This window comes from Pseudoalteromonas sp. SCSIO 43088 (genome assembly GCF_023650795.1).
GTDB lineage: Bacteria > Pseudomonadota > Gammaproteobacteria > Enterobacterales > Alteromonadaceae > Pseudoalteromonas > Pseudoalteromonas shioyasakiensis.
The window spans coordinates 3,548,278-3,574,457 of sequence record NZ_CP072675.1 but is presented as its reverse complement, the minus strand read 5'-3'; the positions used below and the strand labels follow the sequence as shown (position 1 = coordinate 3,574,457).

22 protein-coding genes are annotated in these 26,180 nt (G+C 43.3%); 14 read left to right on the top strand and 8 right to left on the bottom strand.

Annotated elements, in window-relative coordinates; genetic code table 11:
- Positions 1-12: 12 nt before the first annotated feature.
- Genes yihG (J8Z28_RS16480) through J8Z28_RS16470 form a run of 3 tightly spaced genes read left to right on the top strand, consistent with a single transcriptional unit; the run spans position 13 to position 3,090 of the window.
- Positions 13-891 carry a 1-acylglycerol-3-phosphate O-acyltransferase, YihG family gene (gene yihG / locus J8Z28_RS16480; protein ID WP_054562845.1) on the top strand — a complete coding sequence of 293 codons (879 nt, stop codon included), beginning with the start codon at positions 13-15 and terminating at the stop codon, positions 889-891.
- A gap of 28 nt (positions 892-919) precedes the next feature.
- On the top strand, positions 920-1,843 hold the full coding sequence (gene yihG / locus J8Z28_RS16475; protein ID WP_062564805.1) for a 1-acylglycerol-3-phosphate O-acyltransferase, YihG family: 924 nt from the start codon (positions 920-922) through the stop codon (positions 1,841-1,843).
- On the top strand, positions 1,840-3,090 hold the full coding sequence (locus J8Z28_RS16470) for a mechanosensitive ion channel family protein (protein ID WP_062564806.1): 1,251 nt from the start codon (positions 1,840-1,842) through the stop codon (positions 3,088-3,090). The genes yihG (J8Z28_RS16475) and J8Z28_RS16470 overlap by 4 nt, the downstream gene beginning before the upstream one ends.
- Here J8Z28_RS16470 and chrA read toward each other — a convergent pair.
- Positions 3,087-4,223, bottom strand: a complete 1,137-nt coding sequence (gene chrA, locus J8Z28_RS16465; RefSeq protein ID WP_062564807.1) for a chromate efflux transporter — start codon at positions 4,221-4,223, stop codon at positions 3,087-3,089. The genes J8Z28_RS16470 and chrA overlap by 4 nt on opposite strands.
- A 123-nt stretch (positions 4,224-4,346) precedes the next feature.
- On the opposite strand from chrA, the gene J8Z28_RS16460 reads away from it, so the two are divergent.
- Both J8Z28_RS16460 and J8Z28_RS16455 read left to right on the top strand, forming a co-directional pair.
- Entirely contained in the window at positions 4,347-5,126 is a 780-nt protein-coding gene (locus tag J8Z28_RS16460; protein WP_165385114.1) for a substrate-binding periplasmic protein, read from the top strand.
- Positions 5,127-5,206: 80 nt separating this feature from the next.
- The gene (locus J8Z28_RS16455; RefSeq protein WP_054562840.1) at positions 5,207-5,839 is read left to right on the top strand and encodes a YiaD family glycine zipper/OmpA-like lipoprotein; all 633 of its coding nucleotides are present in this window, start codon (positions 5,207-5,209) and stop codon (positions 5,837-5,839) included.
- 61 nt (positions 5,840-5,900) lie between these two features.
- Here the strand turns inward: J8Z28_RS16455 and J8Z28_RS16450 are convergent, their stop codons facing one another.
- Positions 5,901-7,673, bottom strand: coding sequence for an ABC transporter transmembrane domain-containing protein (locus J8Z28_RS16450; RefSeq protein ID WP_062564808.1), 1,773 nt, complete (start codon positions 7,671-7,673; stop codon positions 5,901-5,903).
- A 77-nt stretch (positions 7,674-7,750) separates the two neighbouring features.
- Between J8Z28_RS16450 and J8Z28_RS16445 the strand changes: the two genes are divergently transcribed.
- From J8Z28_RS16445 to J8Z28_RS16420, 6 genes are all read left to right on the top strand, one after another.
- Positions 7,751-8,155 carry a DUF3224 domain-containing protein gene (locus J8Z28_RS16445; protein ID WP_062564809.1) on the top strand — a complete coding sequence of 135 codons (405 nt, stop codon included), beginning with the start codon at positions 7,751-7,753 and terminating at the stop codon, positions 8,153-8,155.
- A 1-nt stretch (position 8,156) separates the two neighbouring features.
- Positions 8,157-8,336 carry a DUF4177 domain-containing protein gene (locus J8Z28_RS16440; RefSeq protein WP_054554414.1) on the top strand — a complete coding sequence of 60 codons (180 nt, stop codon included), beginning with the start codon at positions 8,157-8,159 and terminating at the stop codon, positions 8,334-8,336.
- Complete coding sequence (locus J8Z28_RS16435; protein ID WP_062564810.1) at positions 8,336-8,953, top strand: LysE family translocator; 618 nt, start codon at positions 8,336-8,338, stop codon at positions 8,951-8,953. Before J8Z28_RS16440 ends, J8Z28_RS16435 begins: the two co-directional genes overlap by 1 nt.
- A 187-nt stretch (positions 8,954-9,140) precedes the next feature.
- A complete protein-coding gene (locus J8Z28_RS16430) occupies positions 9,141-12,041 on the top strand; it encodes a TonB-dependent receptor (protein WP_250659681.1) in 2,901 nt (966 codons plus the stop codon).
- Between the two features lie 22 nt (positions 12,042-12,063).
- Positions 12,064-16,380, top strand: a complete 4,317-nt coding sequence (locus J8Z28_RS16425; protein WP_062564812.1) for an alpha-1,6-glucosidase domain-containing protein — start codon at positions 12,064-12,066, stop codon at positions 16,378-16,380.
- A 99-nt stretch (positions 16,381-16,479) separates the two neighbouring features.
- Entirely contained in the window at positions 16,480-17,022 is a 543-nt protein-coding gene (locus J8Z28_RS16420) for a PH domain-containing protein (RefSeq protein ID WP_062564813.1), read from the top strand.
- Here J8Z28_RS16420 and J8Z28_RS16415 read toward each other — a convergent pair.
- The 3 genes from J8Z28_RS16415 to J8Z28_RS16405 form a co-directional block, all read right to left on the bottom strand.
- Complete coding sequence (locus J8Z28_RS16415; protein ID WP_062564814.1) at positions 17,019-18,809, bottom strand: alkaline phosphatase D family protein; 1,791 nt, start codon at positions 18,807-18,809, stop codon at positions 17,019-17,021. The genes J8Z28_RS16420 and J8Z28_RS16415 overlap by 4 nt on opposite strands.
- Before the next feature lie 62 nt (positions 18,810-18,871).
- On the bottom strand, positions 18,872-19,216 hold the full coding sequence (locus tag J8Z28_RS16410) for a rhodanese-like domain-containing protein (RefSeq protein WP_054562833.1): 345 nt from the start codon (positions 19,214-19,216) through the stop codon (positions 18,872-18,874).
- Position 19,217: 1 nt separating this feature from the next.
- On the bottom strand, positions 19,218-19,406 hold the full coding sequence (locus tag J8Z28_RS16405; RefSeq protein ID WP_054562832.1) for a YgaP family membrane protein: 189 nt from the start codon (positions 19,404-19,406) through the stop codon (positions 19,218-19,220).
- Positions 19,407-19,539: 133 nt separating this feature from the next.
- Here J8Z28_RS16405 and J8Z28_RS16400 point away from each other — a divergent pair, with 133 nt between their 5' ends.
- Genes J8Z28_RS16400 through J8Z28_RS16390 form a run of 3 tightly spaced genes read left to right on the top strand, consistent with a single transcriptional unit; the run spans position 19,540 to position 24,188 of the window.
- Positions 19,540-19,842: an ArsR/SmtB family transcription factor gene (locus tag J8Z28_RS16400; protein ID WP_062564815.1), complete on the top strand. Its 303-nt coding sequence runs from the start codon at positions 19,540-19,542 to the stop codon at positions 19,840-19,842.
- Between the two features lie 7 nt (positions 19,843-19,849).
- Positions 19,850-23,137 carry an efflux RND transporter permease subunit gene (locus J8Z28_RS16395; protein ID WP_250659680.1) on the top strand — a complete coding sequence of 1,096 codons (3,288 nt, stop codon included), beginning with the start codon at positions 19,850-19,852 and terminating at the stop codon, positions 23,135-23,137.
- Complete coding sequence (locus J8Z28_RS16390) at positions 23,127-24,188, top strand: efflux RND transporter periplasmic adaptor subunit (RefSeq protein ID WP_062564817.1); 1,062 nt, start codon at positions 23,127-23,129, stop codon at positions 24,186-24,188. Before J8Z28_RS16395 ends, J8Z28_RS16390 begins: the two co-directional genes overlap by 11 nt.
- Here J8Z28_RS16390 and J8Z28_RS16385 read toward each other — a convergent pair.
- The 3 genes from J8Z28_RS16385 to J8Z28_RS16375 are packed head-to-tail and all read right to left on the bottom strand — an operon-like array spanning position 24,181 to position 26,113.
- Positions 24,181-24,858, bottom strand: a complete 678-nt coding sequence (locus J8Z28_RS16385; RefSeq protein ID WP_055198623.1) for a nitroreductase family protein — start codon at positions 24,856-24,858, stop codon at positions 24,181-24,183. The genes J8Z28_RS16390 and J8Z28_RS16385 overlap by 8 nt on opposite strands.
- Before the next feature lie 29 nt (positions 24,859-24,887).
- Positions 24,888-25,250, bottom strand: a complete 363-nt coding sequence (locus J8Z28_RS16380) for a YfeK family protein (RefSeq protein WP_240701518.1) — start codon at positions 25,248-25,250, stop codon at positions 24,888-24,890.
- 8 nt (positions 25,251-25,258) lie between these two features.
- Entirely contained in the window at positions 25,259-26,113 is an 855-nt protein-coding gene (locus J8Z28_RS16375; protein WP_062564819.1) for an endonuclease/exonuclease/phosphatase family protein, read from the bottom strand.
- Positions 26,114-26,180: the final 67 nt, after the last annotated feature.

Sequence of the window (26,180 nt, the reverse complement as noted above, 5' to 3'; positions counted from 1 at the left end):
GAATAAGTAGTAATGTCCATGATCCGTTGTGTGTTCAGTTTTATATTTTACACCCTCAATACACTTTTTTGGTTTGTGCCCATCTTTATTTGTGGCGTAATTAAACTGATCCCAATTAAGCCATTGCAAAAAGTAATGAGTTGGATTGCTAAGCAATGCGCCACTATGTGGGTGAGTTGTAACAGCATTAACCAAAATATTTTTGCTTCATATAAGCTAAACGTGACAGGTCTTGAGCAACTAAAAGCGAAAGACTGGTACTTGGTTATCGCAAATCATCAAAGCTGGGTAGATATCGTTGTAATGCAACGCGTGTTCAATCGCCGCATACCGTTTTTAAACTTTTTCTTGAAAAAAGAGCTAATCTACGTTCCTTTTTTAGGCCTTGCTTGGTGGGCATTGGATTTCCCATTTATGACTCGCACGAGTAAAGCTCAGTTAAAGAAAAACCCTAAATTGCGTGGTAAAGACTTAGAAACCACGCGCAAAGCCTGTGAAAAATTCAAAGAAATGCCAGTAAGTATCGTTAACTTTGTTGAAGGTACGCGTTTTACACCGCAAAAGCACTCGCGCCAAAATAGTCCTTTTGAGCACTTATTAAAGCCAAAAGCGGGTGGTGTTGCGTTTGTTATGCAAGCAATGGGTGAGCAAATTTCCAAAGTGGTCAATGTCACTATTCATTACCCTGGTGGTATTCCTAGCTTTGTAGACTTTGCCAGTGGTCGTGTAAAAGAAGTCGAAGTGCGAGTAGAAGTGATGGAAGTAAGCCCTAATTTAATCGGTGATTACACCGGTGATGCTGAGTTTAGAGTTAACTTTCAAGCTGAATTAAACCGCATTTGGAATGAAAAAAACCAGCAGCTAGCCGAGTTAGAAGCAAAAACGCAGTAGTATTGCTAACGCAGTCGAGAGCACACTTATGTTAAAGAAATTTTTACCAAATTGGTTAACAGGCGTTCTAGTTAGCATTGTCTTGTTTGCTAATGTAATCATTTGGGGCACGCTTGTGCTGCTGTTTGGTGTGCTTAAATTAATACTGCCATTTAAAGTGGTTAGCGACATTCTTCATGTGGCTTATCGCGGTTGGTGTAAAGGTAACCGCTTAGCTTTGTGGTTAGGTTGCCCGACAATCGATATTGATATTAAAGGCAAAGTCAGTACAGATGGTTGGTACTTACTTATCTCTAATCATATGAGTTGGCTAGACATTGTTGTTCTAAGTGCGATTGATGTTTTACCCGCGCCAAAGTTCTTTTTAAAAGATGAGCTGAAGTATGTGCCATTCATTGGTACCGGCGCGTGGGCCATGGGCATGCCTTTTATGAAACGTGTTAGCAAAGCGCAGCTGACAAAAAATCCTAAGCTGAAAGGACTCGATGTAGAGCGTACTAAGCGCAGTTGCCGCGACTTTCGTAATCACCCAACAACGATAATTAACTTTGTTGAAGGCACGCGCTTTACGTGCCAAAAACACAAAAAGCAAAATAGTCCGTTTACTTATCTTTTAAAACCTAAAGCGGGCGGTATTGCATTTGCCCTTGAGGTGTTAGGCGAACAGTTTGATGCATTATTAAATACCTCGATTATTTACCAAGGCGAGGGCGATCATATTTGCCGTAACCTGATGCGTGGCCGCCTTAATGTGATCAAAGTTGAAATGCACGTACAAGCAATTAGTGCAGAGATGATTGGTGATTATCAGCATGACCGCGCATTTAGAACGGCTTTTCAACAACATATTAATGAGTTATGGTTGCAAAAAGACGCTCAGCTACTAACTTATCATCAAGCCCAACAAGCTGAGTACCTTGCCAACATCAATAAAGAGGTTGAAGCACCATGAAGCAAACTCACCTGCAAGAGCTGGTGATGCCTTGGTTTGAATCAATGCCAGATGCGGCGCTGTTAAGTGCATTAACGGCTACAGCGATTGGCGTTGGCTCATTACTATTAATTTATATGTTTACCCGTCGACTGCTGCTGCCGGGTATTCAAAAGGTTGTTACACGCCTGTCTCCAGAGCGCATTGGTGCGCTTACTCCAATGCTCAATAAACTGAATCGTCGTTTTGCGGGTATATTGTGCTGTGTACTGTATTTGGCAACCTTTGATTATGTTTACCCAGTTCATGATGTTGCTGCGTTGGTTTTGAAAACCGTAGGCCAAGTGGCATTGATCATTTATGGTGGCTTCATTTTAAGTAGTGTGGTGAGCATTGCTGGTGGCATTTATAACCAACTTGATTTTGCCCGTGATATTCCGATTCAGGGGTTGATCCAAGTTGTAAAACTTATCACTTTTATGGTTTGCGCCATTCTCATTGTGAGTATTTTGCTAGAGAAGTCGCCAACTTATATTTTGTCTGGCTTTGGTGCGATAGCGGCGGTGACCTTACTCGTATTTAAAGATACCATTTTGGGATTTGTCGCCAGTATTCAAATTGCAGCTAACCGATTAGTGACTTATGGTGATTGGATCCAAGTGGATAGCTATGGCGCGGATGGCGAGGTTATCGACCTTGGCTTAAATACGGTAAAAGTACGTAACTGGGATAACACTATCACAACGATTCCGACTTATATGCTGGTTGCTGGGTCATTTAAAAACTGGCGTGGCATGCAAGAGTCGGGTGGTCGTCGTATCAAGCGTTCTTTAAACATTGATATGAACAGTATTCGTTTGGTTGATGATGCGTTTCGAGAGCAAATTGATGCTGCTATTCCACTTAACGACTATATTCGCGTTTCAAGCTTGCCCGATCCGGTGACAAACCTTGGTTTGTTCCGTCGTTATGCTGAAGGTTACTTAAAACAACACGAAAAAATTAATCGTGATTTGACCTTAATGGTGCGTGAGCTACAACCGATGAATCACGGCTTACCTATTGAGTTTTACTGCTTTAGTGAAGATAAGCGCTGGATTTCATATGAGCACTTGCAAGCAGAGATCATGGATCACCTGCTTGCTGTGTTGCCAATCTTTGGACTCAGGCCATATCAAAGTGTTACTGGGCAGTTAAGTACAAGCGAAGCTCAAACAGGGCTAAAACCAAGTATCAAGGTCGCTAACCCTGTGCGCGAAAAAACTTAAAACTGACTAACTAGCACGCTCAGTGCAATAAAACCTAACAATAGCCACCAAATAGGTGGCTTTGCCATTCTTAGCCACGTAAATGCCACAATGACTAAAGCTACTTGCCACAGGTTTTGCACTGCCGATTGCCAAATAGGTGAATAAAGGGCGGCAGCTAAAAAGCCCACAACAGCGGCATTTAGCGCTGCAATACTGCCCGCAAAGCGAGGCTTATCAGCCAGCTGTAGCCAGCTTTTCATAAAGGCTAACATCAATAAAAAGCCCGGTAAGAAAATCATGATGGTCGCGACAATGGCACCTATAAGTGGTGTATTCGGCGACACTTGTGCGCCTAGGTATGTGGCGATAGTGAACATCGGTCCAGGTATGGCCTGAGCACTGGCATAAGCAGATAAAAACTGCTCGGTTTCAAGGCTCGGCACGCCAGCTTGTAAAATAGGTAACACAACGTGGCCGCCACCAAAGACCATAGCGCCAGTTTGGTAAAATGGGGCAAACAAAGAAAACCCTTCGCCTAAAGGCAAAAAGCTAATTAGTAACAAGACGGTAAATAAACAAAGCGGTAACCAAGCAATTTTCACAGGTTTATGTTCTTGGTTCTCTGGCAGTTTAAGCTGAGGATAAAACCAACCTATGGCTGCAGCCGCAATCAGTACTAAAATTTGACTCGATAACTGTGAGAAAACAATCAGTGCAATCGTGCTCAATACCGCGATAAGCTTGTGTAAGTGGTTTTTGCAAAAGCTCATTGCCATGCTGTAGGTCGCATCGGCAACAATCACCACAGCAAAGAGTTTAAGCCCAGCAATGACCGCAAAGTAAATATCACCAAACTGGTGAGCGCTAAGAGCCAAAAAGAACATAATTAAAAATGAGGGCAGGGTAAAGCCAACAAATGCACACAGGCCTCCCAGTACTCCTCCTTTTTCAACCCCCATGGCAAAGCTAACTTGGCTTGAACCAGGGCCTGGTAATGCTTGGCTTAGGCTAATCAATTGCGCATAGCGCTCAGCAGTGAGCCATTTTAAATTATCAACAAAGTGGCGCTTGAAATAACCAAGGTGTGCCGCAGGACCACCAAAGCTCATACAGCCTAATAAAAAGAATTGTTTAAAGATGATAAATAACATTACTTTTACCGTTACAGAGTGATTGTTTCTATTATGACAAAATTGTATGACATTTTTGTGGTTTTTATGACACAAGGCCGTCTACAATATAGAGAACGAGTGAACGTAGTTATGAGTATCACTATGAAACGCTATATTATCAGTTTATTGTTATTACTATGCAGCAGCTTTGCATTTGCAACCTCTTTTGAGAAAGTTGTGGTGGCTGTTGATCATGCGCCTCCTTATGGCATGGTCTCTGAAGATGGTAGAGTCAGTGGCGCAATAGTGGATATTATGCGTGAAATGCAGCGTACCTTACCAATCAAGCTTGAATATGTCGCTTGCCCGTTTTCTCGTTGTTTAAAAATGCTCGAGCAAAATGAGCTAGATGTGATGGGCGGGCTTATTCGCACAGAAGCGCGCGAGCAAAAAATGCAGTTTCTTACTCCACCATACATGATGCTGTCATCTTCTTTTGTGTTTTATGCCAGAGCGGATAGCGAGCTTAAAATAAACAATTATCAAGACCTAGTCGGTAAGCGTATTGCGGTAATGCGAGGCGCTGCGCACTTTCCTCGTTTCGATAATGATAAAACACTCACTAAAATTGAAGCGTTAAGCGAACATAATGCTTTTGATATGTTATTAAAGGGCCGCGTTGAACTGGTAATTGCTGTTGAAACCACTGCTGACCATGCCTCAGTATTTTTGCAGCGACCTTCGCAAGAAATTGTAAAAATGCCTTATCGCTATAAAGATGTTATTTATGGTCACATTGCCCTAAGTAAACAGTTTGCAAGCTCGGGTTTAGCCGAAAAAATTCAAGACCGCCTCAATACGTTAGTCCTCAATGGCCGTTTAACAGAATTGGTCAAAAGTTATAACTTACCTCCGGTTACTGCTGTAGCAATCGATAAGTAACCCATTCTTCATAGTTTGTTCATAGACGTTCATTCATAATTGTTAACAATTCAATTTGAATAATTGCCATGGAGAGACACATGACTTTTACAAAATCAGTTTTAACAGTGGGCGTATTAGCCGTTCTATTAACAGGTTGTGAGACAACGAATACAGGTAAAGGCGCTGCGATTGGTGCTGCAACAGGTGCAGTACTAGGTAAAGCAACTGGCGACCATGACGATAAACGTATCTTTATTGGTGCGGCTATTGGTGCATTAGCAGGTGCAGCCGTTGGCGATTATATGGATAAGCAAGAAGAAGCATTTCGCGATGAGCTAGCAGGTTCAGGTGTTGAAGTGGTTCGTGAAGGCGACAATATTCGTCTAGTCATGCCATCAAATATTACTTTTGCAACTGACCAATCTTATATTTCGTCTGGCTTTCATAGCACCTTAGATGCGATTGCTAAAGTAATGAATAAATACGAAAAAACTTACTTAAGCGTTGAAGGTCATACCGACAGCACAGGTAAAGATAGCTACAATATGACATTATCTCAACAACGTGCGCAAAGCGTAAAAGATTACTTAGTTAATCATCAGATTATGTCTGCACGTATCAGCACACGAGGTTATGGTGAAACACGCCCTGTAGCGAGCAATGACTCAGCAAATGGTCGAGCTTTAAACCGCCGCGTAGAAATTCAGATCGTACCGAATACACAAGGTTAGATTTTATATCTAGATTTGTGGTCAGGTTTGATATGCCCTTTCAAACCTGACATTTCCCTTCTTAATCTCGATTAAACTGTAATTCGCACAATTGTTTATACAATGGGTTAGTCTCAAACAATTGCTGATGCGTACCCGTTGCAATAATTTCTCCTTTATCCATCACAACAATCACATCGGCGTGTTTAACTGTGGCTAAACGATGAGCAATAATCAGTGTTGTTCTGTCTTTCATTAGATGCTCAAGGGCAGCTTGTACATGAAACTCACTTTGTGCGTCGAGTGCACTGGTTGCTTCATCAAGCAACAAAATGGCAGGGTCTTTTAAAATGGCACGCGCTAGCACTATGCGTTGTTTTTGCCCACCTGAAAGCCTAACACCTTGCTCCCCTAAAAAGCTGTGGTAACCATCAGGGAGTTGCTTAATAAACTCATCGGCATGGGCATATTTAGCCGCAGCATATACTTGCTCGTCGCTGGCGCTTGGGTTGCCATAGCGTATGTTATGCATTACGTCTGAGCTAAATAAAATTGGGTTTTGTGCCACCATCCCCATTTGCTGGCGTAAGCAATCAAGAGAGAGTGCTTTTATATCTATTCCTGCCAGCGAAATTCTTCCTGAACTTGGGTCGTAAAAGCGTTGAAGTAATTCAAATAGTGTTGTTTTACCAGCCCCTGATGGGCCAACGATGGCAACAGTTTGCCCCTGTTTTACTTGTAAATTAAGCTCATTTAAAGCGGCTTTATCTGGCCTTGAAGGGTAATGAAAAGACACATCATTAAACTGAATAGCAGGGTGATTAAGCTTGTTTTCCTCAAGTTGTGCATCATGATTTGTATCTGGACTTTTGATCATGCTTTCAACGGCAAGTAGCTCTAATAATCGTGCAGCTGCACCTGCTGCTCTTTGCAACTCACCGTACACTTCGGCAACGGTTGCTACAGACATCGCCACCATAATCGCATAGAACACGAAAGCACCTAGCTCACCACCTGTCATGGTGCCAGCTAATACGTCGCTGCCACCAACCCAAAGCATCACGCTAATAGCACTAAAGGTCAGAAATATAACCGCTGCAATCAAAAACGACCGCTGTTTGATTCGGCTCTTCGCTACTTGAAACGCTTTGTTGGTTTCTTCGCTAAATGCTGCTTTTTCACGCTCTTCGTGACTATAACTTTGCACGACTTTGATATTTTGAATGATCTCACCGGCATAGGTGCTGATATCGGCAATGGCATCTTGGCTTGAGCTTGCCAGTTTTCTTACTTTTCGGCCAAAAATCATCATCGGCAGTAATACCACTGGCACGCAGGCAACAACCACAAGGGTTAGCTTTAGGTTGGTTATAAGTAGCATAGCCAAGCCACCAATCAGCATTAAGCTACTGCGTAATGCCATCGAAAAAGAGGAACCAATGATAGATTGCAACAAGGTGGTATCGGTGGTTAGTCGCGACATCAGTTCGCCGCTGCGGTTTTCTTCAAAGTAGCTGGTGTGTAGTGTAACGATGCGATCAAACACGGCTTTACGGATATCGTTACTGACTCGCTCACCAATCCACGACATTAAATAAAAGCGACAAAAAGTACCTACCGCGAATAAGCTAATCAAACCAATCAGCACCATCACCGCTTGCTGAAGCTGAGCTTGCGAGCCTGCAATAAAGCCATGGTCGATAACAAATTTAACACCTTGTCCGAGTGATAAGTTAACACCGGCCGTAAGCAACAAGGCGCCAAGGGCTGCAAACACCACCCATTTATAGGGTTTTATAAAAGCTAAAATCGGTAACAGGCTACTAAATGCGGCCTTTTCTTTGTTGTTAGGCATGCTAGATTCTTGTTGGTGAATAGGGTATAGATATGGTTATCAATGCTCTAAAATTCAACAGTTATTAAGGGATTAGTATGGAATCTACAACGATCAGTGGTCAATTCACTGTAAAATTAAACCCAATTGGTGGCTATGCCACAGGTAAAGATGGCGTAAATTTAGGACGCATGTCGATTGATAAACAGTTTTCAGGTCCATTAGAGGCAACAAGCCAAGGCGAAATGCTCAGTGCCATGACTGCAACTCAGGGCAGTGCAGGTTATGTAGCGATTGAACAGGTTGTTGGTAGCTTAGAAGGTAAGCAAGGCAGTTTTGTACTACAACATTTTGGCACTATGGATAAGGGGACTGATCGATTGATTTTAGAAGTGGTGCCTGACTCTGGCGCAGGAGAGCTTGAAGGTCTTTCTGGTAAAATGGCAATTCGAATTGAATCGGGTATTCATCATTATGACTTTGAATACCAACTGATGGACTAACATGCAAAAAGTAGTTGAGTTTAAAAAGAAGCGCTTTTTCGGCGGCATCGATATTGATGCATTAAATCAACGGGTGTTTGAATTAGGTCAAGCTGGCTGGCAAGTGAAAACAATCACCACTGCCACTGGTGTTTATGGTCAGATAACATCCGTTTTATTACTAATTGAGAATAACGAATAATGACACTAACTGAGTGGTTGAGTTTAGTTTTAATTTGCGTGATGGGGGCAATGTCGCCGGGGCCGAGTTTAGCAGTGGTTTTAAAACACAGTTTACATGGCGGTATGAAGAACGGCATGTTAGCGGCGTTGAGCCACGGTATTGGGGTTGGCTTTTATGCATGTGCCTCGTTACTAGGTTTAGGTGCGCTGATGACTCAGTTACCAACGCTTTATCAAGTGCTGGTCTATGGTGGTGCAGCCTATCTCGCATATTTGGGTATTCGTATTCTGTTAGCTAAACCCAGCTCGCAAACACTGAATGTTGAGCAGACTAAGCCGAGCCCTCGCAGCGCGCTGCAAGATGGCTTTGCTATTGCCTTTTTAAACCCAAAACTTGCGGTGTTCTTTTTAGCGTTGTTTTCGCAATTTATTGACCCTGAGAACCTGACTTTGCAAGTTGGTTTAATCATGTGTTTAACGGTATTTGTGCTTGATACAGGCTGGTATCTACTTGTTGCACTGTTAACCGAAATATCAAAAAAGCGTTTTGGTTTCACCAAGACAAATCCATGGCTCGAAAAATTGCTAGGGGTGATCTTTATTGCCTTAGCTGTTCGTGTCGTTATTACTCTATAAATCCCTCTATATTGCGATTACATCACTAATAAAAAAGGGTTGTGATCGCTGCTCTCCCCAGCAACCTCCTATTGCATACGTATTCATCACACAATATTTACCTTTTGGTTACACTTTATTGGTTGTTTTTTGACAACAACAATAACCACAAATACAACACCTCCAACGACAACAGGGTGGAAATCCAATGGGGAAATTCAAGCTAAGTGCGCTTATGCTGGCTTTAGTGGCAGCAAATAGTGCAATAGCGGCGACGGAAGAAGAACGCACATCAGCAAAGGAAATTGATCCTGAGCTAGAAGTAATCGAAGTGCGCGGCTTTAGTCGCAGCTTAATTCAATCATTAAATCAAAAACGCTTTAGCGACACTGTCTCTGAGCAACTATCAGCTGATGACTTAGGGGCATTACCTGATGTGTCTATGGCAGATGCATTAACACGTCTACCGGGGATCTCGGCGGTACGTACCGGTGGCCAAGCTGCCGAAATCAACATTCGCGGTTTATCTGGTGGATTTGTTTTTTCGACATTAAATGGTCGAGAGCAAGTATCTACTAGTGGTAGTCGCAGTATTGAGTTTGACCAATACCCGTCTGAGTTAATCAGTTCCGCGGCGGTCTACAAGTCGCCAAAAGCATCACTTATTGAAGGGGGCGTCGCGGGTACAGTCGAGCTACAAACCGCCAGCCCATTGGATAACGACCAGCAACACAAATTTACTGCGAATGTGCGTGGTATGTATAACGACCGTGCTTCAGAGGTATTTGATGCCACGGAGTATGGCGACCGTATAAGCTTTTCTTACCAAGGTAAGTTTCTTGACGATACGCTAGGTGTCGCACTAGGTTACGCGCGCTTATTCCAACCAAGTGTGGCGACTCAGTTTATCGGTTTAGCATATAACGGTAATAAAGACGTTGATGGGCTAGCAAATGATACCGATGGCCCTGCTGATAATCCTGCTAATGAATACATCAGTGAAGGGTTTGAGCTTCAGCACTTAGGTGGTGAAGAAACCCGTAATGGTTATTTAACCTCAATTGAATGGGTGCCAACCGATAACTTTAAACTAAAAGGTGATGCGTTTTTATCGCGTTTTGATAGCGAATCATTTGCCCGTGGTTTTCGGGTTAAGTTTGGTGGTCCGTCTGCGGTGTATGCTAACCCAGTGCTTGACGGTAATGCGGTGATTGGTGGTGCAATTAACCGCACATCAAATAGCTTTACCCGTGTTGAAATCGTTAATGATGATAACCAAGACTTTGATGAAGTAGACAGCTATGGCATTAATGCCGATTGGCAAGTTACTGAGCGTTTAAACGTCAATGCTGACGTGTCGCTTTCACGTGCTAAGAGTAATTTTCGTAATGGTTTACTTTGGGCATTGGTAGCAGAAGATGCCACTGTTGAGAACCCTGTGTTCGATACCAATGTATCGCTTAACTATCAATTGAACGGCTTAAACTTGCCTGATGTAGGTTTTAACCAAGCCGACGCATTTAGCGATATTGACCGAGTTATGGTCAGTAAATACGGTATTTACCCGTATGAAAATGAAGATGAAGTAAAAGCATTTCGACTCGATTTTAAGTATGAGTTAGAGAATAACTGGTTTAGCTCCATTGAATTTGGCGCGCGTTATTCAGACCGTGAGTACAGCAATAATCGCTCTGTATTTGAATACGGTAACGATGGTGCATTTTCTTCGACTCAACCACCGCTTCGTCTTACCGATGACATGACTACAGTAGTCGATTGGCAAGGCGAGTTTAGTTATTTCCCATCATACCTAGCGATCGATTTAGATAAAGCACTCAACGCGTGGTTCCCAAGTGGTATTCCGCAGCCAGTACAGACCTGGGGTAACGCCGATGGTGTTGTGGATTTAGATGGTGATGGTGATGGTGAGCCAGATGCGCAAGGCTATACCACTAACTACTCATGGACCATGTTACAAAGTGGCTCAGTGTATGAAGAAGTAGTGTCAGCCTATCTTATGCTTAACATTGATACTGAAATTGGCACTCTACCCGTTACAGGTAATATTGGTATTCGCCGAGTAGATACCGATCAGTCAGCGACGGTACTCGAAAACGTCGGTGGCGATCCGCAGCTCGGAGCGCAGTATATTGTCGATGACAATGGCATTGTTAACGACCTATATGCACCAAGCGTGTTAGGCATTAAATACACTGACTACCTGCCTTCATTAAACCTCAACTTTAAAGTGAGTGATGCAACACAAATTCGTTTTGCTGCGGCAAAAGTGATGGCGCGCGCTCCGATTAACCGTTTAGCGGGTGATGCCAGTGCATCGGTTAACAATGACGGCGAAATTAACGGTTCAAGTACTAATAACCCATTCTTAAAACCTTTCTATGCTGATCAATACGATATCTCGTACGAGCAATACTTTGAAGACACCGATGGTGCACTGGTTGTTGCTGCGTTTTATAAGAATATCGACTCATTCATAGATACGGTAGCCATAGAGAACTTTGACTTTAAGGGTAATGGTTTTAACGTACCAGAATACATTGTTGACCCTGTCAGTGGTGAGCAAATCGAAACTACAAATGGGGTGTACACCACTGCGGTTAATAATGCTAAAGGCGGTTATATTCGTGGTATTGAACTTGCCTATACGCAAGTTTTCTCTTTCTTACCCTCGCCGTTTGAAGGTTTAGGCATTAACGCCAGTTACTCGTATACCGAGAGTGAGGTGCAATCTATTACCGATTTAGGTGGTGATTCTGTGTCGCAAGACTTGCCTGGCCTTTCAAACAATGTCTTTAACGGCACACTTTTTTACAGCTATGAAAACTTTGAAACACGTTTGAATGTGCGTTATCGCGATGATTTCGTTTCAGAGCAAGTTGCTGTCAATGAGCAAGTGGTGAATTTTGATGCGGAAACGGTTGTCGATTTCCAAACGTCGTATCAGTTCACAGATTCATTCGGCATGTTATTACAAGTGAATAACTTAACCGATGAACCAACACAAAGCTACTTTGGAACAACCAGTAAAACAGGCACCACGCAATTTTTTGGTCGTCAGTTTTATCTAGGTTTTACCTATAACCATTGATCAGTAAGCTGGAGATAATAATATGAAAATAATAGCTAATTTTAGCCGCTTACTGATTGCATGTAGCATTGTAATGCTAACTGCATGTGGTGGTGGCGCTAGTAACGATATAGATTCTGGGCAAGTTTTATTGACCTGTAGTGTCCCGCAAATCCCTAATGAAGCGGGGACTGAGTGTGTTGATCCGCCACCGATTAGTTGTCCGGCACCAACGGTACCCGATGAGAATAATGAAAGCTGCGTAGTAGGCGCTGATCCCACTTTGCCTGATCCTGTGGTTTTCCCTGCAGATGACGAAGCCATCTTATTCTATAACCGCACCAGTGATGATGCCTACGAAGGCTATCGATTACACTCATGGAATAATGATGACTGCGATGCGTACGCAGCGCCGTTTGATGCCACTGATTGGGCCAATGGGCATGAATACGATGGTATTGATCCTAACTATGGCGCGTACTGGATTGTAAAATTAAAAGAAGGTTACAACGAGTGTGCTAACTTCATTGTGCATATTGGTACCGAAGGGTCTGGCAAAGCGTTTGGTGATGTTGATTTAAAAATGCCATTGATGCAGGACGATGAAAAGTTCCAACGTATGAACTTTACCATTCATGGTGAACCATCAGTATTTGAATATCCAATTGTTAGCTTAGGTGAGCGCCCGGTGAGTATTTCTGGTGCTTCAGCGCATTGGATAGATTTATCAACTGTGATTTACCAGCCAAGTAATGAGCTGACAAGCATCATTAAATTACACTCATCAAACAGTGCAGATTTAGCTGTCGATGAAGATACTGGTGAGTTAAATGGTCAAGTGGTTGAGCTTACATCGACATCTTTGAGCGATGAACAAATCGCTAAAGTACCGCACCTTGCTGGATGGAATGCATACCAAGGTAACTGGGATGCAGCCGCTGCAAAAGAGCTTATTAAACAACAACTGGTTGTGGCAGGCTATGATGCTGATGGCAAGCTAACAGAAGCCACTTATGTGCAAACAGCTAAAGCCCTCGATGACTTATACACCAGTGGCGAAAGTGATGCTAATGAAGCACAACTAGGTGTGCATTACGCCAATAATGGCATTGATGTGTCGGTATGGGCTCCAACGGCAAGCAATATGAAATTAGCGCTGTATGATGCTGATAAAACAGAGCTTGAACAACTTGCTATGACCTTTGATAGCACAACGGGTATTTGGTCTAGCAATGTCGATATCAGTCACGATCGCCATTACTACCGCTTTATGTTTGATGTTTATCATCCTACGACTAAGCAAATTGAAAGCTTATGGAGCACAGATCCTTATTCATTAAACGTTTCAACCAATGGTCTATATAGCCAACTGATCAACCTTGATGATGAAGATACTAAACCAACCGGCTGGGATGAGCGTATGGTGCCAACGGTTGATTACCCTGAGCAAGCGGTCATTTACGAAGGTCATGTGCGTGATTTTAGTGTACGTGATGAAACCGTCAGTGAAGCAAACCGTGGTAAGTATCTTGCGTTTACTGAGCTTGATAGCGCACCAATGCAACATCTCAAAAAGCTGGCAGATAATGGCTTAACACATTTCCATTTACTACCACTGACAGATATTGGCACCATTGATGAAGATGCCAGTCAGCGTGTTGATATTACTGCAACCTTAGGTGATTTATGTAGCCGCATTGACGATGATGCCGATGCATGTAAAACCGAAGATAAGAGCGCTTTAATTGTTGATTTAATGGCGTCTTACCTACCTGGCTCTGATGATGCTCAAGCACTTGCTAATGCAATGCGTGGTGTTGATAGCTTTAACTGGGGTTATGATCCGCATCATTTTATTGCGCCTGAAGGCTCTTACGCTTCATCGCCTGAAGGTATTGCACGAGTCAAAGAAACGCGTGCGATGATCCAGTCTTTACAAGAAATTGGTTTACGTGTCGTGCTTGATGTTGTTTACAACCACACGACCTCATCAGGTGTTTGGGATAAATCAGTCTTCGATAAACTGGTACCAGGTTATTACCACAGATATAACGAAACATCAGGCGATATTGAGCGCTCAACCTGTTGTGAAAATACAGCAACAGAACATGTCATGATGGATAAGTTTGTTGCTGATTCTATGGTAATTCTAGCCCGTGACTTTGGTTACGATAGCTTCCGCTTTGATGTGATGGGGCATATGCCAAAAGCGTCAATTATGACCGCGCTTAGTGCAGTGCAAGCGGTTGACCCAGATACTTACTTCTACGGTGAAGGGTGGAACTTTGGTGAAGTCGCAGATAACCGTTTATTTGTGCAAGCTAAACAAATGGATATGGCTGGCACTGAAGTAGGCACCTTTAATGACCGTATACGTGAGGCAATTCGCGGTGGTGCATTCTTTAGCAATAATGCCACAGATGGCAATTTATCTGAGCAAGATACGTTGCGTTTATCACTGGCAGGTAACTTACAAAACTACATTCTTAAAGACTTTAAAGGTAATTCAGCAAAAGGCAGTAGCTTTAGTTGGAGTGGTCAGCCTGCGGCTTATGCACTCGATCCGGCTGACAGCATTAACTATGTCTCTAAGCATGATAACGAAACATTGTGGGATCAGCTGCAATATAAACATGGCACTAACTTAAGTATTGAAGAGCGTGTGCGTGTTCACAATATGGCTTTAGCTATGCCGCTGATGAGCCAAGGTATTCCATTTATGCAAATGGGTGCTGATCTGCTGCGTTCTAAATCAATGGATCGTAACAGCTATGATTCTGGTGATTGGTTTAACTTTGTTGATTTCAGTAAAGAAACCAACAACTGGAATGTAGGTTTACCGCCTGCGCAAGATAACCAAGCGAAGTGGGGCGAAATTGCACCTATTTCGGCAAATACGAATGCGCAAGCGATGGCTAGCGACATTGAATACGCAAGTAATGTATTTACTGAGTTCTTAGCAATTCGTAGTGCCAGCCCATTATTTAGTTTAACCACAGAGCAAGACATCTTAGACCGCGTTGGCTTCCACAATATTGGTAAGCGTCAACAGCAAGGCTTAGTCGTGATGAGTATCGATGATGGTGTTGGTTTGACTGATCTAGATAGCCAATACGATGCCATTGTCGTGGTGATGAACGGCACTGAGCAAAGCTTATCGCATACGGTATCAACGGCTGCGGGTTTTGAGCTTCACCCTGTTTTAAAAGCGAGTGTTGACTCAAGTATGTCCGCAGCAAGCTTTATGGCTGGTGAAGGCGAAGGTACCTTTAATGTTCCGCCATATACTGTTGCTGTGTTTGTGAAACCACAAGGTGATGCACAAGGTGAAGGCTTAAGTGCCGATGCGACTGTGGGTGCGCCAGATATTGTGCCATTTGGTAGCACAACAGTTTATGTTCGTGGCTCGTTAAATGACTGGGGTACGACAAATAGCTTTGAATATGTAGGTAATGGCGAGTACAAAATTGCCATTCCTCTAACAGCAGGTAGCTATGAATTTAAAGTGGCTTCTGAAGATTGGTCTACCGTTGATTTTGGTGCGCTTTCTGCCGATGTTGCTGAAGTGCTCGAAGGTGAAGATGAGCCGCTAACACGCAGTGGCGCCAATATGACCTTTACGGCGGCAATGGATGCTGTTTATGTGTTCTCATTCGATGCCACAGACACCGATAACCCAGTACTTAAGGTTTATAATGAAGAGCCATTTGTTGGTACGCCAATTTATGTACGCGGTAGCTTAAACGATTGGGGTACCAGTGACGAGTTAATGTATCAAGGTAAAGGTGTTTATACCTTCACTAAACAGTTAACTGCGGGTAGCTATGAGTTCAAAGTGGCCTCTGAAGATTGGAACACGGTGGATTATGGCTCAGGTGAAAGTAGTGCAGCGGTTACAGTGGGTACTGAAAAACTACTTGCGGTAAAAGGCGCAAACATGACAATGGATATTGCAAGCGATGGTCAATATCAGTTTGTGTTTGATGCCAGTAACCTTGAAGAGCCACTTATGACTGTATTCAATGCAGAAATGTTTGGCGCAACTCAGGTTTACTTACGCGGTAGCGTTAATGGCTGGGGCACAGATAACCCACTGATTTATGCTGGTGATGCGATGTACAGTACCACCATGACATTAGAAGCAGGTGACTATGAGTTCAAAGTCGCTTCTGAAGATTGGAGTACCGTAGATTATGGCGGCAGTGGTGATGCCCCTGTTGCAGTGCTTGGCGAAGCCGCTTTACTAGAAGCCGTTGGTGCCAATATCGCCCTGAGTATTGCAGCTGCTGGCGATTATCGTTTTACAGTGCAAGGACCTGATCTGAGTAAACTAACAGTGACGGTTGAAGCAGTGGAGTAGCTTTCCCTGCAGTACCCTTAAGCCGGGCTTTTGCTCGGCTTTTTTTGTATTTAATGAAAAGTTTGTATATTGTCATAACTACTTATCAAGGAGCCTATGATGACAGAAACCAGTTTATTGAGTGCCAGCTTTGATCAAAAAGTAAAACAGTATTGGTTATTACTGGGTATTTTTACCTGTGTGATTAGTATGGTAGGTATCCCTTTTATTCCCATTGTTGCGTTAATAATCTGGCTGGTGGCAGGGCGTATTTTAGCGGCGATGTCAGCCACGTTGCTAACGCGTAAGTTAGTGGTAAAACGCGGTGTATTCTTTAAAGAAGAAAAATCGGTCCCACTTGAAAAAATAACCGATGTGGCACTTAGCCAAGGTCCTTTAATGCGTCAATTTGGCCTTTATCGACTGAGTTTTGAAACGGCAGGTCAATCAGGACAAGGTGCATTGGTATCATTGCTCGGAGTGGTTGATGCTGAGAAGTTTCGTGAAGCAATCTTAAAACAAAAAGATCAAATGACTCAAAGCAGCAATACTAAAGCTGAGCATCAACCCGAAGATACTCAGTTAGAACTGCTGCGCTCACTTACTTATAGCGTAAAAAACATTGAGCAAATGTTAGTTACGCTATTAGATGAAAAGCGTTAAGCCATTTGTAAAGTAGAGCTATCAGCTTGTACGCTGAGCGCTTTTTGACGCTCGTTAAGCAGTGTGTAATCGGCTGTTTTAACGCTACTTACATAATGCCACTGGGCAAGCGCTTGCTGTTGAGTAAAGGTGACCGTTAAGTAACCGCGTTCAACTAAGTTGTTGTAGGCTAAGTCGTTAACCAGTAATGCAATAACTTGCTCAATTTGTGCGACAGCCTCACTCGATTGCGTATTTAACGCTAAGTAGTTCTCAAGACCTGGAGAAGAAACCGAAGATGTTGCAAACTCAACACCAGCTGCAGCGTTAGCAGAAACAGGGTTACTTGCATCAGTGACTAATTGTCCTGCCCAGCTGTTATGCGTGTCACCCGCTAAAACCACCAAGTTCTTTTGTGCAGCAATTGCAGTCCCAAGTATTACCTCTCGTTCATAAGCATAGCCATCCCATGCATCAAGATTATAAGGCGCTGTTGTTTCTACGCGTGCTCGCTGCTCACTAGTAACTGTTGGATCGCCAGCTAATACGCGCCCTTTAATTTGCGCAAGCTCACTAAATAAGGTATTTGCTTGAGCAAGTAATGCAGATGGATCAGCACCGTTTGCTTGAGTCACTTGAATATTCATTAGTAACTGTAAAATCTCGAATGGCAAATGCATTTTGGTCATCAGCACTTGTTGCCCAAGTACTTGCCATTGTGTTGTTGCTGTCGTTAAACCATCAGTCAGCCATGTAAGTTGCTCGTTACCTAATAGAGCACGAGTAGGTGAGCTAATTGCTGCAACAAAGTCAGTTTGTCCTTGGCTGCTGGTCAAGTCGAAATCCGCATAATTAACTTGCTCGTCGCGAGCTAAAACACGGGTATCGAGCATGTGTAATGAAACTAAATTACCAAACTCAAAGCGTCGATAAATACGTTCTTTATCGGCAACATTGCGGATAGGCATCCATTCAAAGTAGGCTTGTAACGCATGCATTTTGCGCTCGCTAAATTCACCTTCGCCGTCGTTGTGATTTTCAGCGCCACTGTGCCATGTATCATTAGTTATTTCATGGTCGTCCCAAACAGTAATAAATGCACAATGACTATGGGCAGCTTGCAAGTTATCGTCTTTACGATAATGGGCGTAACGTTTGCGATAATCCGCTAAAGAAATGATTTCATCGCTATTGTCATCAGGTAATAAACGGCCAAGTTCGGCGGCATCTTCAGTGGCATAACCTGTATTACCATATTCATAGATGTAGTCACCTAAGTGCAGTACTGCATCTAAATCGGTTTGTTTTGCGATTTCACCATACACATGGAAGTAGCCTGCAGGATAGTTCGCGCAAGAGACAACGGCAAATTTTACTTGTTCTATGTTGTCGGTTGGAAGCGTTTTACCTGCTCCAGTAGGTGAGGTTTTACCATTACTTATGAAGCGGTAGTAATAGGTGGTGTTGGCATCGAGACCTTGCAGATCAACTTTTAAGGTGAAGTCAGTTGCATCGCTTACCTGTGTTTCGCCATCATGGCTAATGGTTGTAAAGTTAGCATCTGTTGAGGCTTGCCAAACTACGTTAACACTCGTGACGTTTTCAAGAGGTGTTATGCGAGTCCAAATAATTAGACTATCAGCGAGCGGGTCGCCACTGGCAACACCGTGATCAAAGCTGACAGGGATTTGCTTTGTGGTTTCGTCATCATCGTCATTAAGACTACAGCCCGTTAAACCAAAAGATAAAACGGCGGCTCCAAAACCAGCCGCCGATGCCTTTAAAAAGCGTCTGCGCGTAAAAGTCATTGCTCTGTACCTATAAGTAGAAAAGTACGAGCTTATCCGACCAGTGTTACTGTTCTATGAAGTTAAAAAACCTGACAGATTTGTTCGGCATTACAGGTGATTACAGTGACATTTTCGTAGCCAACACGAGTCAGTGCTTCGGCACTTAGTGTGGCGCGGGCACTACTTGCACAGTGTAAGTAAATGGGTCTTGCAGGATCTTTTTCGATTTCCATTAATTTCATTTCAAGTACACCGCGTGGGATATTAATTGCACCTGTCGCTGCTTTAGTTGCGTGCTCAGCAGGTTCGCGTACGTCTATTAATAAACCATGGTTTTCGCTTAACTCTTGTTTTGCTTGGTCAGCGCTAATGCGGCGCTGGTTTGGGGCAATAATTTTCATTAAGTCAGGAATTGGTGTCAGCATACTAATCCTCCATGCCAAGTTTGCGTAAAATGGTGATCATTGGGCACCACTTAGTGAATGCCGATTGAATTAAGTTTAGAGCAATAAATACCGTAAACCAAATCCACAGTGGACTGTGAAACTGTTGTAGCAACAATGAAATACAGATCATTACACCAGCAATTAAGCGAAGCGCGTCATTTAGTTTCATAATAAGACCTCGATAACAGAGTGATGTATTTAATATATTAGATAATGCTACATTAGTAAATTCTAATATTAGACTTTTCTAATATATCAATCTATACTTTAGCGGTATTTTAAGAATATAGAGTAGTGTGATTATGAACATCGATTTTGCGGCTATGGCCGACAATGTGGAACAAGCAGAGCAAATGCTAAAGATATTGGCGAATAAAAATCGCTTGATGATCTTATGTTCGCTGCAAGATGGTGAAATGAGCGTGAGCGAATTAAACGAAGCTGTGCCATTGGCGCAGTCAGCATTATCGCAACACTTAGCGGCGCTGAGAAAAGTTCAGATAGTTGCGACTCGACGTGAAAGCCAAACTATCTATTATCGCGTGGTCGATAAAAGTGTTATGGCAATCCTTGAAACCCTTCATGGTTTATTTTGCAAAAGGTAGTTAAGCAATGAATGCTATCGATAATGCAGTAAAAAACAGCTTGAGCGGTCGCCTCCCTGTCATTATTTTTATTATGTCGGTACTGCTTGGTTTAATGGCATTAAAGCAAACCCCTCGTGAAGAAGAGCCGCAAATTGTGGTTCCTATGCTTGATATATATGTGGCAGCGCCAAACGTCGAAGCGCCAGAAGTAGCTAGGCTGGTAACTGAACCATTGGAAAAGTTATTGGCACAGTTAACGGGCGTTGAGCATATTTACTCGACTACACAAAGTAATGCTGCTGTTGTTACTCTTCGCTTTGAAGTTGGTCACGACCGTGAGCAAGCCATTCTCGACACTTACGCTAAACTCTATAGCTATCAACACACTATGGCGTCAGTGATCAGCTCATGGCAAATACGTCCGGTTGAAGTGAACGACGTGCCAATAGTAATGCTGGGCTTATTTAGTAAAGATCCAAAACTTTACGATGATTATCAACTAACTCGCTTTGCCAACGAAATCGCTAGCAGTTTACAGCGCATCGAAAATACCAGCGAAGTGAAAGTGATTGCAGGTAGAACTCGTCAATTAACGATTAACCTTGATGCAAGTGCCCTTGCTGCACATCAAACAACCCTAACTGATGTGTATTATGCGCTTAGCGTATCTAACCAATTAGTGAATGTGGGCAGCGTTGTTGAGGGTAAGCAGCAAATCGCCTTACAAGTGGGTGATGTTTTACGCTCTCAATCTGCGATTGAACGGCTTGTTGTCAATGTGGTTAATGGTAAGAGTGTTTACCTAAGTGATGTGGCCCAGGTGAGTGATGGGCCAAGCGAAGCACAAAGTTATCAATGGTTGGCTCAATCAGATAATCAGCAACAACTTCCTTTAGTCACAATTAGTGTCGCTAAACAAGCAGGTACCAATGCGGTAGCTGTAGCCAATGAAGTGCACAGCATGATGGATAGCTTATCGGCTAATCTACTACCAGATGAACTGGGCTACACCGTACTGCGTGACTATGGCCAAACCGCGAATGAAAAAGTAAATAACCTTACATCGAGCTTAGTGTTTGCGGTATTTACCGTGGTTATTTTTGTTGGCGTATTTTTAGGTTGGCGACCAGCGATTGTTGTGGGGCTAGCGGTACCTATTTGCTACGGCATCACCCTGACACTTGATTTTGCCTTTGGCTATACGATTAACCGAGTCACGCTGTTTGCATTAATACTTTCTTTAGGTTTATTGGTTGATGATCCCATTACTGGGATAGACAACATAAGTCGCTTTTTAACAAAAAAAGGCGATAAAAAACAACGCATAGTTGATGCCATGAGCGAAATTCGTGTGGCGCTGTTTATGTCTACATTGACCATTATGGTGGCATTTATCCCACTTGCATTTATCACCGGCATGATGGGGCCGTATATGGCACCGATGGCATTCAATGTACCGGTCAGTGTGATGGTTTCAACCATAGTGGCATTTTTTGTCACGCCATGGTTAGCCATGAAATTACTTAAAGCGCCAGTCGATGACAGCATGCAACTAGAAGCTAATCCCCATAGCTTATACGAGCGCATATTGTCACCATTACTTGAGTCTAAAGGCCGCGCCAAACTCGTTCTATGGACCACATTAGCCTTGTTTGTCGCCAGTGCCATGCTACCCGTAATGCGTGCAGTACCTCTAAAGCTATTACCGTTTGATAATAAAAACGAGTTGCAAGTTTTAATTGATATGCCAGAAGGCACAAGCCTTGAGCAAACCGCCGCTTTTACTCGACAAGTACAAACCATCACTTGGCAATTAAATGAAGTAAGCGAGGCGGCAGCCTACGTTGGTCAGCCATCAAGCATGGACTTTAATGGTATGGTGCGTAGTTATTATCGACGTGAAGCTGCTAATTTAGCTGAGCTCAGAGTATTACTGCTTGATAAAACTGAGCGTGATCATCAATCTCATGGCGTGGTCATGCGCTTGCGTGCCGCATTAGCGCCACTGGCAACCGATGGCATTGTAATTAAAGTGGTTGAAGTACCACCTGGTCCGCCGGTTTTAAGTACCTTAGTGGCCGAAGTGTACAGTGAGCCATTTGTTGATACAGGCACTCACTATCAAGCAGCACTTGCCGTTGCAGCAAGGTTAAAACAAGAGCCGCATGTGGTTGAAGTTGATACCAGTATTGCTGCCAATGCGCCGTTACAGCGTTTTGTTACCGATAAAAGTAAAGCGTCATTGTCGGCGGTGTCTACGCAAGATATTGCCCAGACCTTAGCCATTGCCTCACATGGACAAAATGTTGGGGTGTTATATGTTAGCGGCGAAACAGACCCTGTCGATATAAAGTTACAACTGCCTTATCAAGATCGTAACCAATTTGCTCAATTGCTGGCATTACAAGTGCGTGGTGATAGGGAGCTTGCAAAAACCAGTGATGAATTTGGGCTACAAAGTGCACCGCGGCCGCTGGTGGCGCTATCTGAGTTAGGTGAATTTCAGCATCAAGAGGTTGCCAAGCCAATTATGCGTAAAGATCAGCGTAATGTTGTATATGTTATGGCTGAGCTAAATGGGCGTACACCCGCTGAAATTATTGCTGACGTTAATGCCGACTTAGGCATCAGCGCTGACGAATTTAGCCAAACAGATTGGCAAAGTAGGCACTTTTTCAACAATGGTGGTAGCCAAGCTTGGCAATTACCTGCTGGCACTGACGTGACCTTTAGTGGTGAAGGCGAATGGCGAATTACCATTGATGTATTCAGAGATATGGGGATTGCCTTTGCGTTTGCGCTCACTGCAATTTTCATCATCTTACGCATTCAAACAAACTCTGCGAGTTTGTCACTGATCATCATGTCGGCTATTCCATTAACCGTAATAGGGATCATGCCGGGCTTTTGGCTATTAAATCAATTTGGAGAGCGCAGCATTGCTGGTGCTCCAGAGCCGGTGCTATTCACCGCAACAGCCATGATAGGCATGATTGCACTTGCCGGTATTGTGGTTCGTAACTCACTTATTTTAGTTGAGTTTATAAATCAAGCTCGCGGCCTAGGTATGGCAATTAAACAGGCTTTAATCGCCGCAGGTACGGTGCGTATGCGCCCTGTGTTACTCACAGCGGGAACCACCTTATTAGGTAACTTGGTGATCACCCTAGACCCGGTATTTAGCGGTCTAGCGATCGCAATTATTTTTGGTATTGTGGCATCAACAATGTTCTCATTATTTGTTGTGCCGCTGGTTTATTATTTAGTGTTTGCAAAGGATGCAGCCAAAGAGGAACAAGCTCATGCAGGGTAAATCGAAACTTATTGGTTCAATCATCGCGTTATCTGTGATTATTGTGGCGGTACTTTACATGGCGGGCAGTTTTTCTGATAAGCAAGCTGCAGGCATGAAAAACCCATCGGCAAATGATTACACTGGTCAGTTAGTGACTGTGACACTGGCAGATATTGCCCGTGATGAAGTTGTACCGGGCACCGTGATTGCAAAACAAAATACGCAAATCTCTTCTCGTGTAATGGCACAAGTTGAGCGTTTAAATGTACGCGCTGGCGATACTGTAAAACAAGGTGACGTGCTAATTACCTTGCAGCAAGATGACTTTAAAGCAGGACTTGCTCAAAGCGAAGCACAAATAAATGCAATTAATGCCTCGCTGACTCAAGCTGAGAAACAACTAAAGCGTATTAACGACTTATACAAGCAAGGCTTGGTATCTGTTAGCGAATACGACGATGCAAAAGCAAGGTTCGATAATTTAACTGCGAACCTAGCGATTGCTAAACAGCAGCAAACACAAGCGCAAGTTGCACTGAGTTTTACGCAAATTAAAGCGCCGATTTCAGGTGTTGTGGTTGAACGTTTTGCAGAGCCTGGGGATACCGCAACTCCTGGCACGCCATTACTCGCACTGTATAACCCACAACAATTGCAATTAGCATTTAATGTCAGAGAACAACAAGCAATTAAGTTGAATGTTGGTCAAACTCTAACGGTTAAACTACCTGCTTTATCTACGTCAATGCCTGCCACAGTGACAGAAATTGTGCCTGTTGCTGATAGTGCTGCGCGTAGTATGGAAATCCGTTTAGAAACAGATGCGCAAACTGGGTTAATGCCTGGGCTTTATGCGCAATTACAATTACCGCTCGCCACTGAAAAAGGGGTGTTGATTGAATCAAGCTGGGTGCACCAATATGGCCAATTGAGTATGGTCTATTTACTTGAAAATAATCAGATAGTGCGCCGCTATGTGCGGCTTGGCGAAATGGTCAATGGCCAGCAGCACATCGTTTCAGGTTTAAACCCGGGTGATGTGCTGGCTGTTGATTTTAAAGCTAAATAAAGGTCGCTATTTCGTCTAGCGACTTTTTCACTAAGGCATGCTCAGGGATGGTTGCATCTGTTCCTGGGTAGCCTGCAATTAGCAGCATGTAAGGGCGCTCATTATCTTTATCGCGGCCGCAAATTTCGGTTAAAAAGCTCATTGGCTTTGGTGTATGCGTAAGGGTTGCAAGGCCAGCTCTGTGTAGTGCTTGAATTAAAAAGCCGGTTGCTAGGCCAACAGATTCATGAACATAGTAATTGGTATTTTTGTCATCGGCAGAAATACCGCCTTTCTTTTGACTAAACACGGCAATTAGCCAAGGCGCATGCTCAAGGTAGGGCTTACTGGCATCTGTGCCAAGTGGTTTTAAGGCATCTAACCATTCTTCACCTGCGCGACCTTCATAAAATGAGCGCTCTAGTTTTTCAGCGGCTTCTCGAATTTGTTTTTTCACATCGCTGCTGTGTATTGCTACAAAGTGCCAAGGTTGATGATTGGCACCGCTCGGTGCAGTGCCAGCCGCTCTAATACAGGTTTCGATTATTTCTTTTGGCACTGGGCGGTCGCTAAAGCTGCGAATACTGTGGCGACGCTGACTCACGGCTAAAAACTCTTCGGCGCGTTTTAGCATCTCGTCATGAGGGTACTCAATAAAGTCGTTGAGTGGCTGATTTTTGTGTTCTTGCATGGCTTTTCGCTTCTTGTGTGTTGATGATTTTAATTATGAATATGTTGGTTTCGGCGGTACTCTTTTAATTCATTGCTCAACCAATCTTTTGCATTGAGTAACGACCCATTGCTGAGTCTTACTTTATAGGGCTTACCGCTCCATGAGCTTTTACTCGCTAGGTTTTCGATAAATTTTTCTGCAGTTTTTGCATAGCGGGTCGCTTTTCGATACTTCATAGCAAGGTGTTCGGCAGCATCTTGGCTTGAGTGCTCTGTGCCGTTGCGAATAAATACGGCATCGCTTTTAGCAACAAAATCAATGAGGTGATTTATCTCTTGTTCGGGGGTGGCTGCATCACTGAATTGGCTAATGCTCAATAATATTAACGCGATAAACCAATATCCTCTCATACATAATCTCATAGCGTTTGATGCTCTATCGTCAGGGTTGCAATAATTGGGTTATGATCTGAGCTTGCAAGCTCAGGCACAACGGTTGTTTCTATTTTGACACCTCGCACCCACACTTGGTCAAGTGCTAATCCAAATGCTTTGGTGCGCTTATCATCTAAATAGATAGCTTCGTGCAAACCTAGTTGGGTTAATGTTTGCTGTAATAAGGCTTGGCGCTCATCACTCCAGGTATTGAGATCACCGGCAAATACGATTGGGCCTTTATGCGTTCGCATAATAGCGGCGGCATCGTCTAGCTGTTGTTTAAAGTCACTTATACCAATCGTAAAGTTAATGGCATGAAGGTTAATACTCAGTAATAACTGTTGATCTGGCAGCGCATACTCCACAATATTGGTGGCTTTTGGGCTACGTAGCCAAGGTTCTTTATGGGTGAGTGTACAATGCACAGTAGCTGGCCAGCGGCTGAGTGTCATAACCCCTGATTGCACGCCGCCACTCTTATACCCTTTAGCAAAGCGCCAATAGGGTTTGAGCTTTGTAAGCGCAGGCTCTTCGATAGCTTCTTGTAGTAACACAATATCAGCATCGGCATTTAGCTTTTGCAAATCTGTGAGTAAGCCATCTATTTGTGCTTTGTAGATATTCCAACTCAATAACTTGAACTGATAGGGCAAAATATAATGTTTAGCGTAAGTTTGCATGCGGCTTTGCGCTAATTGCTGTTGGCAATTAGCAAGGTTCACAGCGGTTTTGGTTATACCTTGTTGCTCATCAGAGCTAGGATCGCTTGAAAAGCTATACCAAGACAGCACACTCAAACACACAAGTAATAAAAATATACGCAGATATGCCGTCATAATGACCTTTAGTTACTTTTCTCAAGAGTTAGTCGTCGATAGCCCCAGTTTAGTTCAAAGGCTAAAT

Bases quoted from the DNA above. Each gene is read 5' to 3' on its own strand.
- yihG (WP_054562845.1), top strand. From the start codon at position 13: ATGTCCATGATCCGTTGTGTGTTCAGTTTTATATTTTACACCCTCAAT.
- yihG (WP_062564805.1), top strand. From the start codon at position 920: ATGTTAAAGAAATTTTTACCAAATTGGTTAACAGGCGTTCTAGTTAGC.
- J8Z28_RS16470 (WP_062564806.1), top strand. From the start codon at position 1,840: ATGAAGCAAACTCACCTGCAAGAGCTGGTGATGCCTTGGTTTGAATCA.
- chrA (WP_062564807.1), bottom strand. From the start codon at position 4,223: ATGTTATTTATCATCTTTAAACAATTCTTTTTATTAGGCTGTATGAGC.
- J8Z28_RS16460 (WP_165385114.1), top strand. From the start codon at position 4,347: ATGAAACGCTATATTATCAGTTTATTGTTATTACTATGCAGCAGCTTT.
- J8Z28_RS16455 (WP_054562840.1), top strand. From the start codon at position 5,207: ATGACTTTTACAAAATCAGTTTTAACAGTGGGCGTATTAGCCGTTCTA.
- J8Z28_RS16450 (WP_062564808.1), bottom strand. From the start codon at position 7,673: ATGCCTAACAACAAAGAAAAGGCCGCATTTAGTAGCCTGTTACCGATT.
- J8Z28_RS16445 (WP_062564809.1), top strand. From the start codon at position 7,751: ATGGAATCTACAACGATCAGTGGTCAATTCACTGTAAAATTAAACCCA.
- J8Z28_RS16440 (WP_054554414.1), top strand. From the start codon at position 8,157: ATGCAAAAAGTAGTTGAGTTTAAAAAGAAGCGCTTTTTCGGCGGCATC.
- J8Z28_RS16435 (WP_062564810.1), top strand. From the start codon at position 8,336: ATGACACTAACTGAGTGGTTGAGTTTAGTTTTAATTTGCGTGATGGGG.
- J8Z28_RS16430 (WP_250659681.1), top strand. From the start codon at position 9,141: ATGGGGAAATTCAAGCTAAGTGCGCTTATGCTGGCTTTAGTGGCAGCA.
- J8Z28_RS16425 (WP_062564812.1), top strand. From the start codon at position 12,064: ATGAAAATAATAGCTAATTTTAGCCGCTTACTGATTGCATGTAGCATT.
- J8Z28_RS16420 (WP_062564813.1), top strand. From the start codon at position 16,480: ATGACAGAAACCAGTTTATTGAGTGCCAGCTTTGATCAAAAAGTAAAA.
- J8Z28_RS16415 (WP_062564814.1), bottom strand. From the start codon at position 18,809: ATGACTTTTACGCGCAGACGCTTTTTAAAGGCATCGGCGGCTGGTTTT.
- J8Z28_RS16410 (WP_054562833.1), bottom strand. From the start codon at position 19,216: ATGCTGACACCAATTCCTGACTTAATGAAAATTATTGCCCCAAACCAG.
- J8Z28_RS16405 (WP_054562832.1), bottom strand. From the start codon at position 19,406: ATGAAACTAAATGACGCGCTTCGCTTAATTGCTGGTGTAATGATCTGT.
- J8Z28_RS16400 (WP_062564815.1), top strand. From the start codon at position 19,540: ATGAACATCGATTTTGCGGCTATGGCCGACAATGTGGAACAAGCAGAG.
- J8Z28_RS16395 (WP_250659680.1), top strand. From the start codon at position 19,850: ATGAATGCTATCGATAATGCAGTAAAAAACAGCTTGAGCGGTCGCCTC.
- J8Z28_RS16390 (WP_062564817.1), top strand. From the start codon at position 23,127: ATGCAGGGTAAATCGAAACTTATTGGTTCAATCATCGCGTTATCTGTG.
- J8Z28_RS16385 (WP_055198623.1), bottom strand. From the start codon at position 24,858: ATGCAAGAACACAAAAATCAGCCACTCAACGACTTTATTGAGTACCCT.
- J8Z28_RS16380 (WP_240701518.1), bottom strand. From the start codon at position 25,250: ATGAGAGGATATTGGTTTATCGCGTTAATATTATTGAGCATTAGCCAA.
- J8Z28_RS16375 (WP_062564819.1), bottom strand. From the start codon at position 26,113: ATGACGGCATATCTGCGTATATTTTTATTACTTGTGTGTTTGAGTGTG.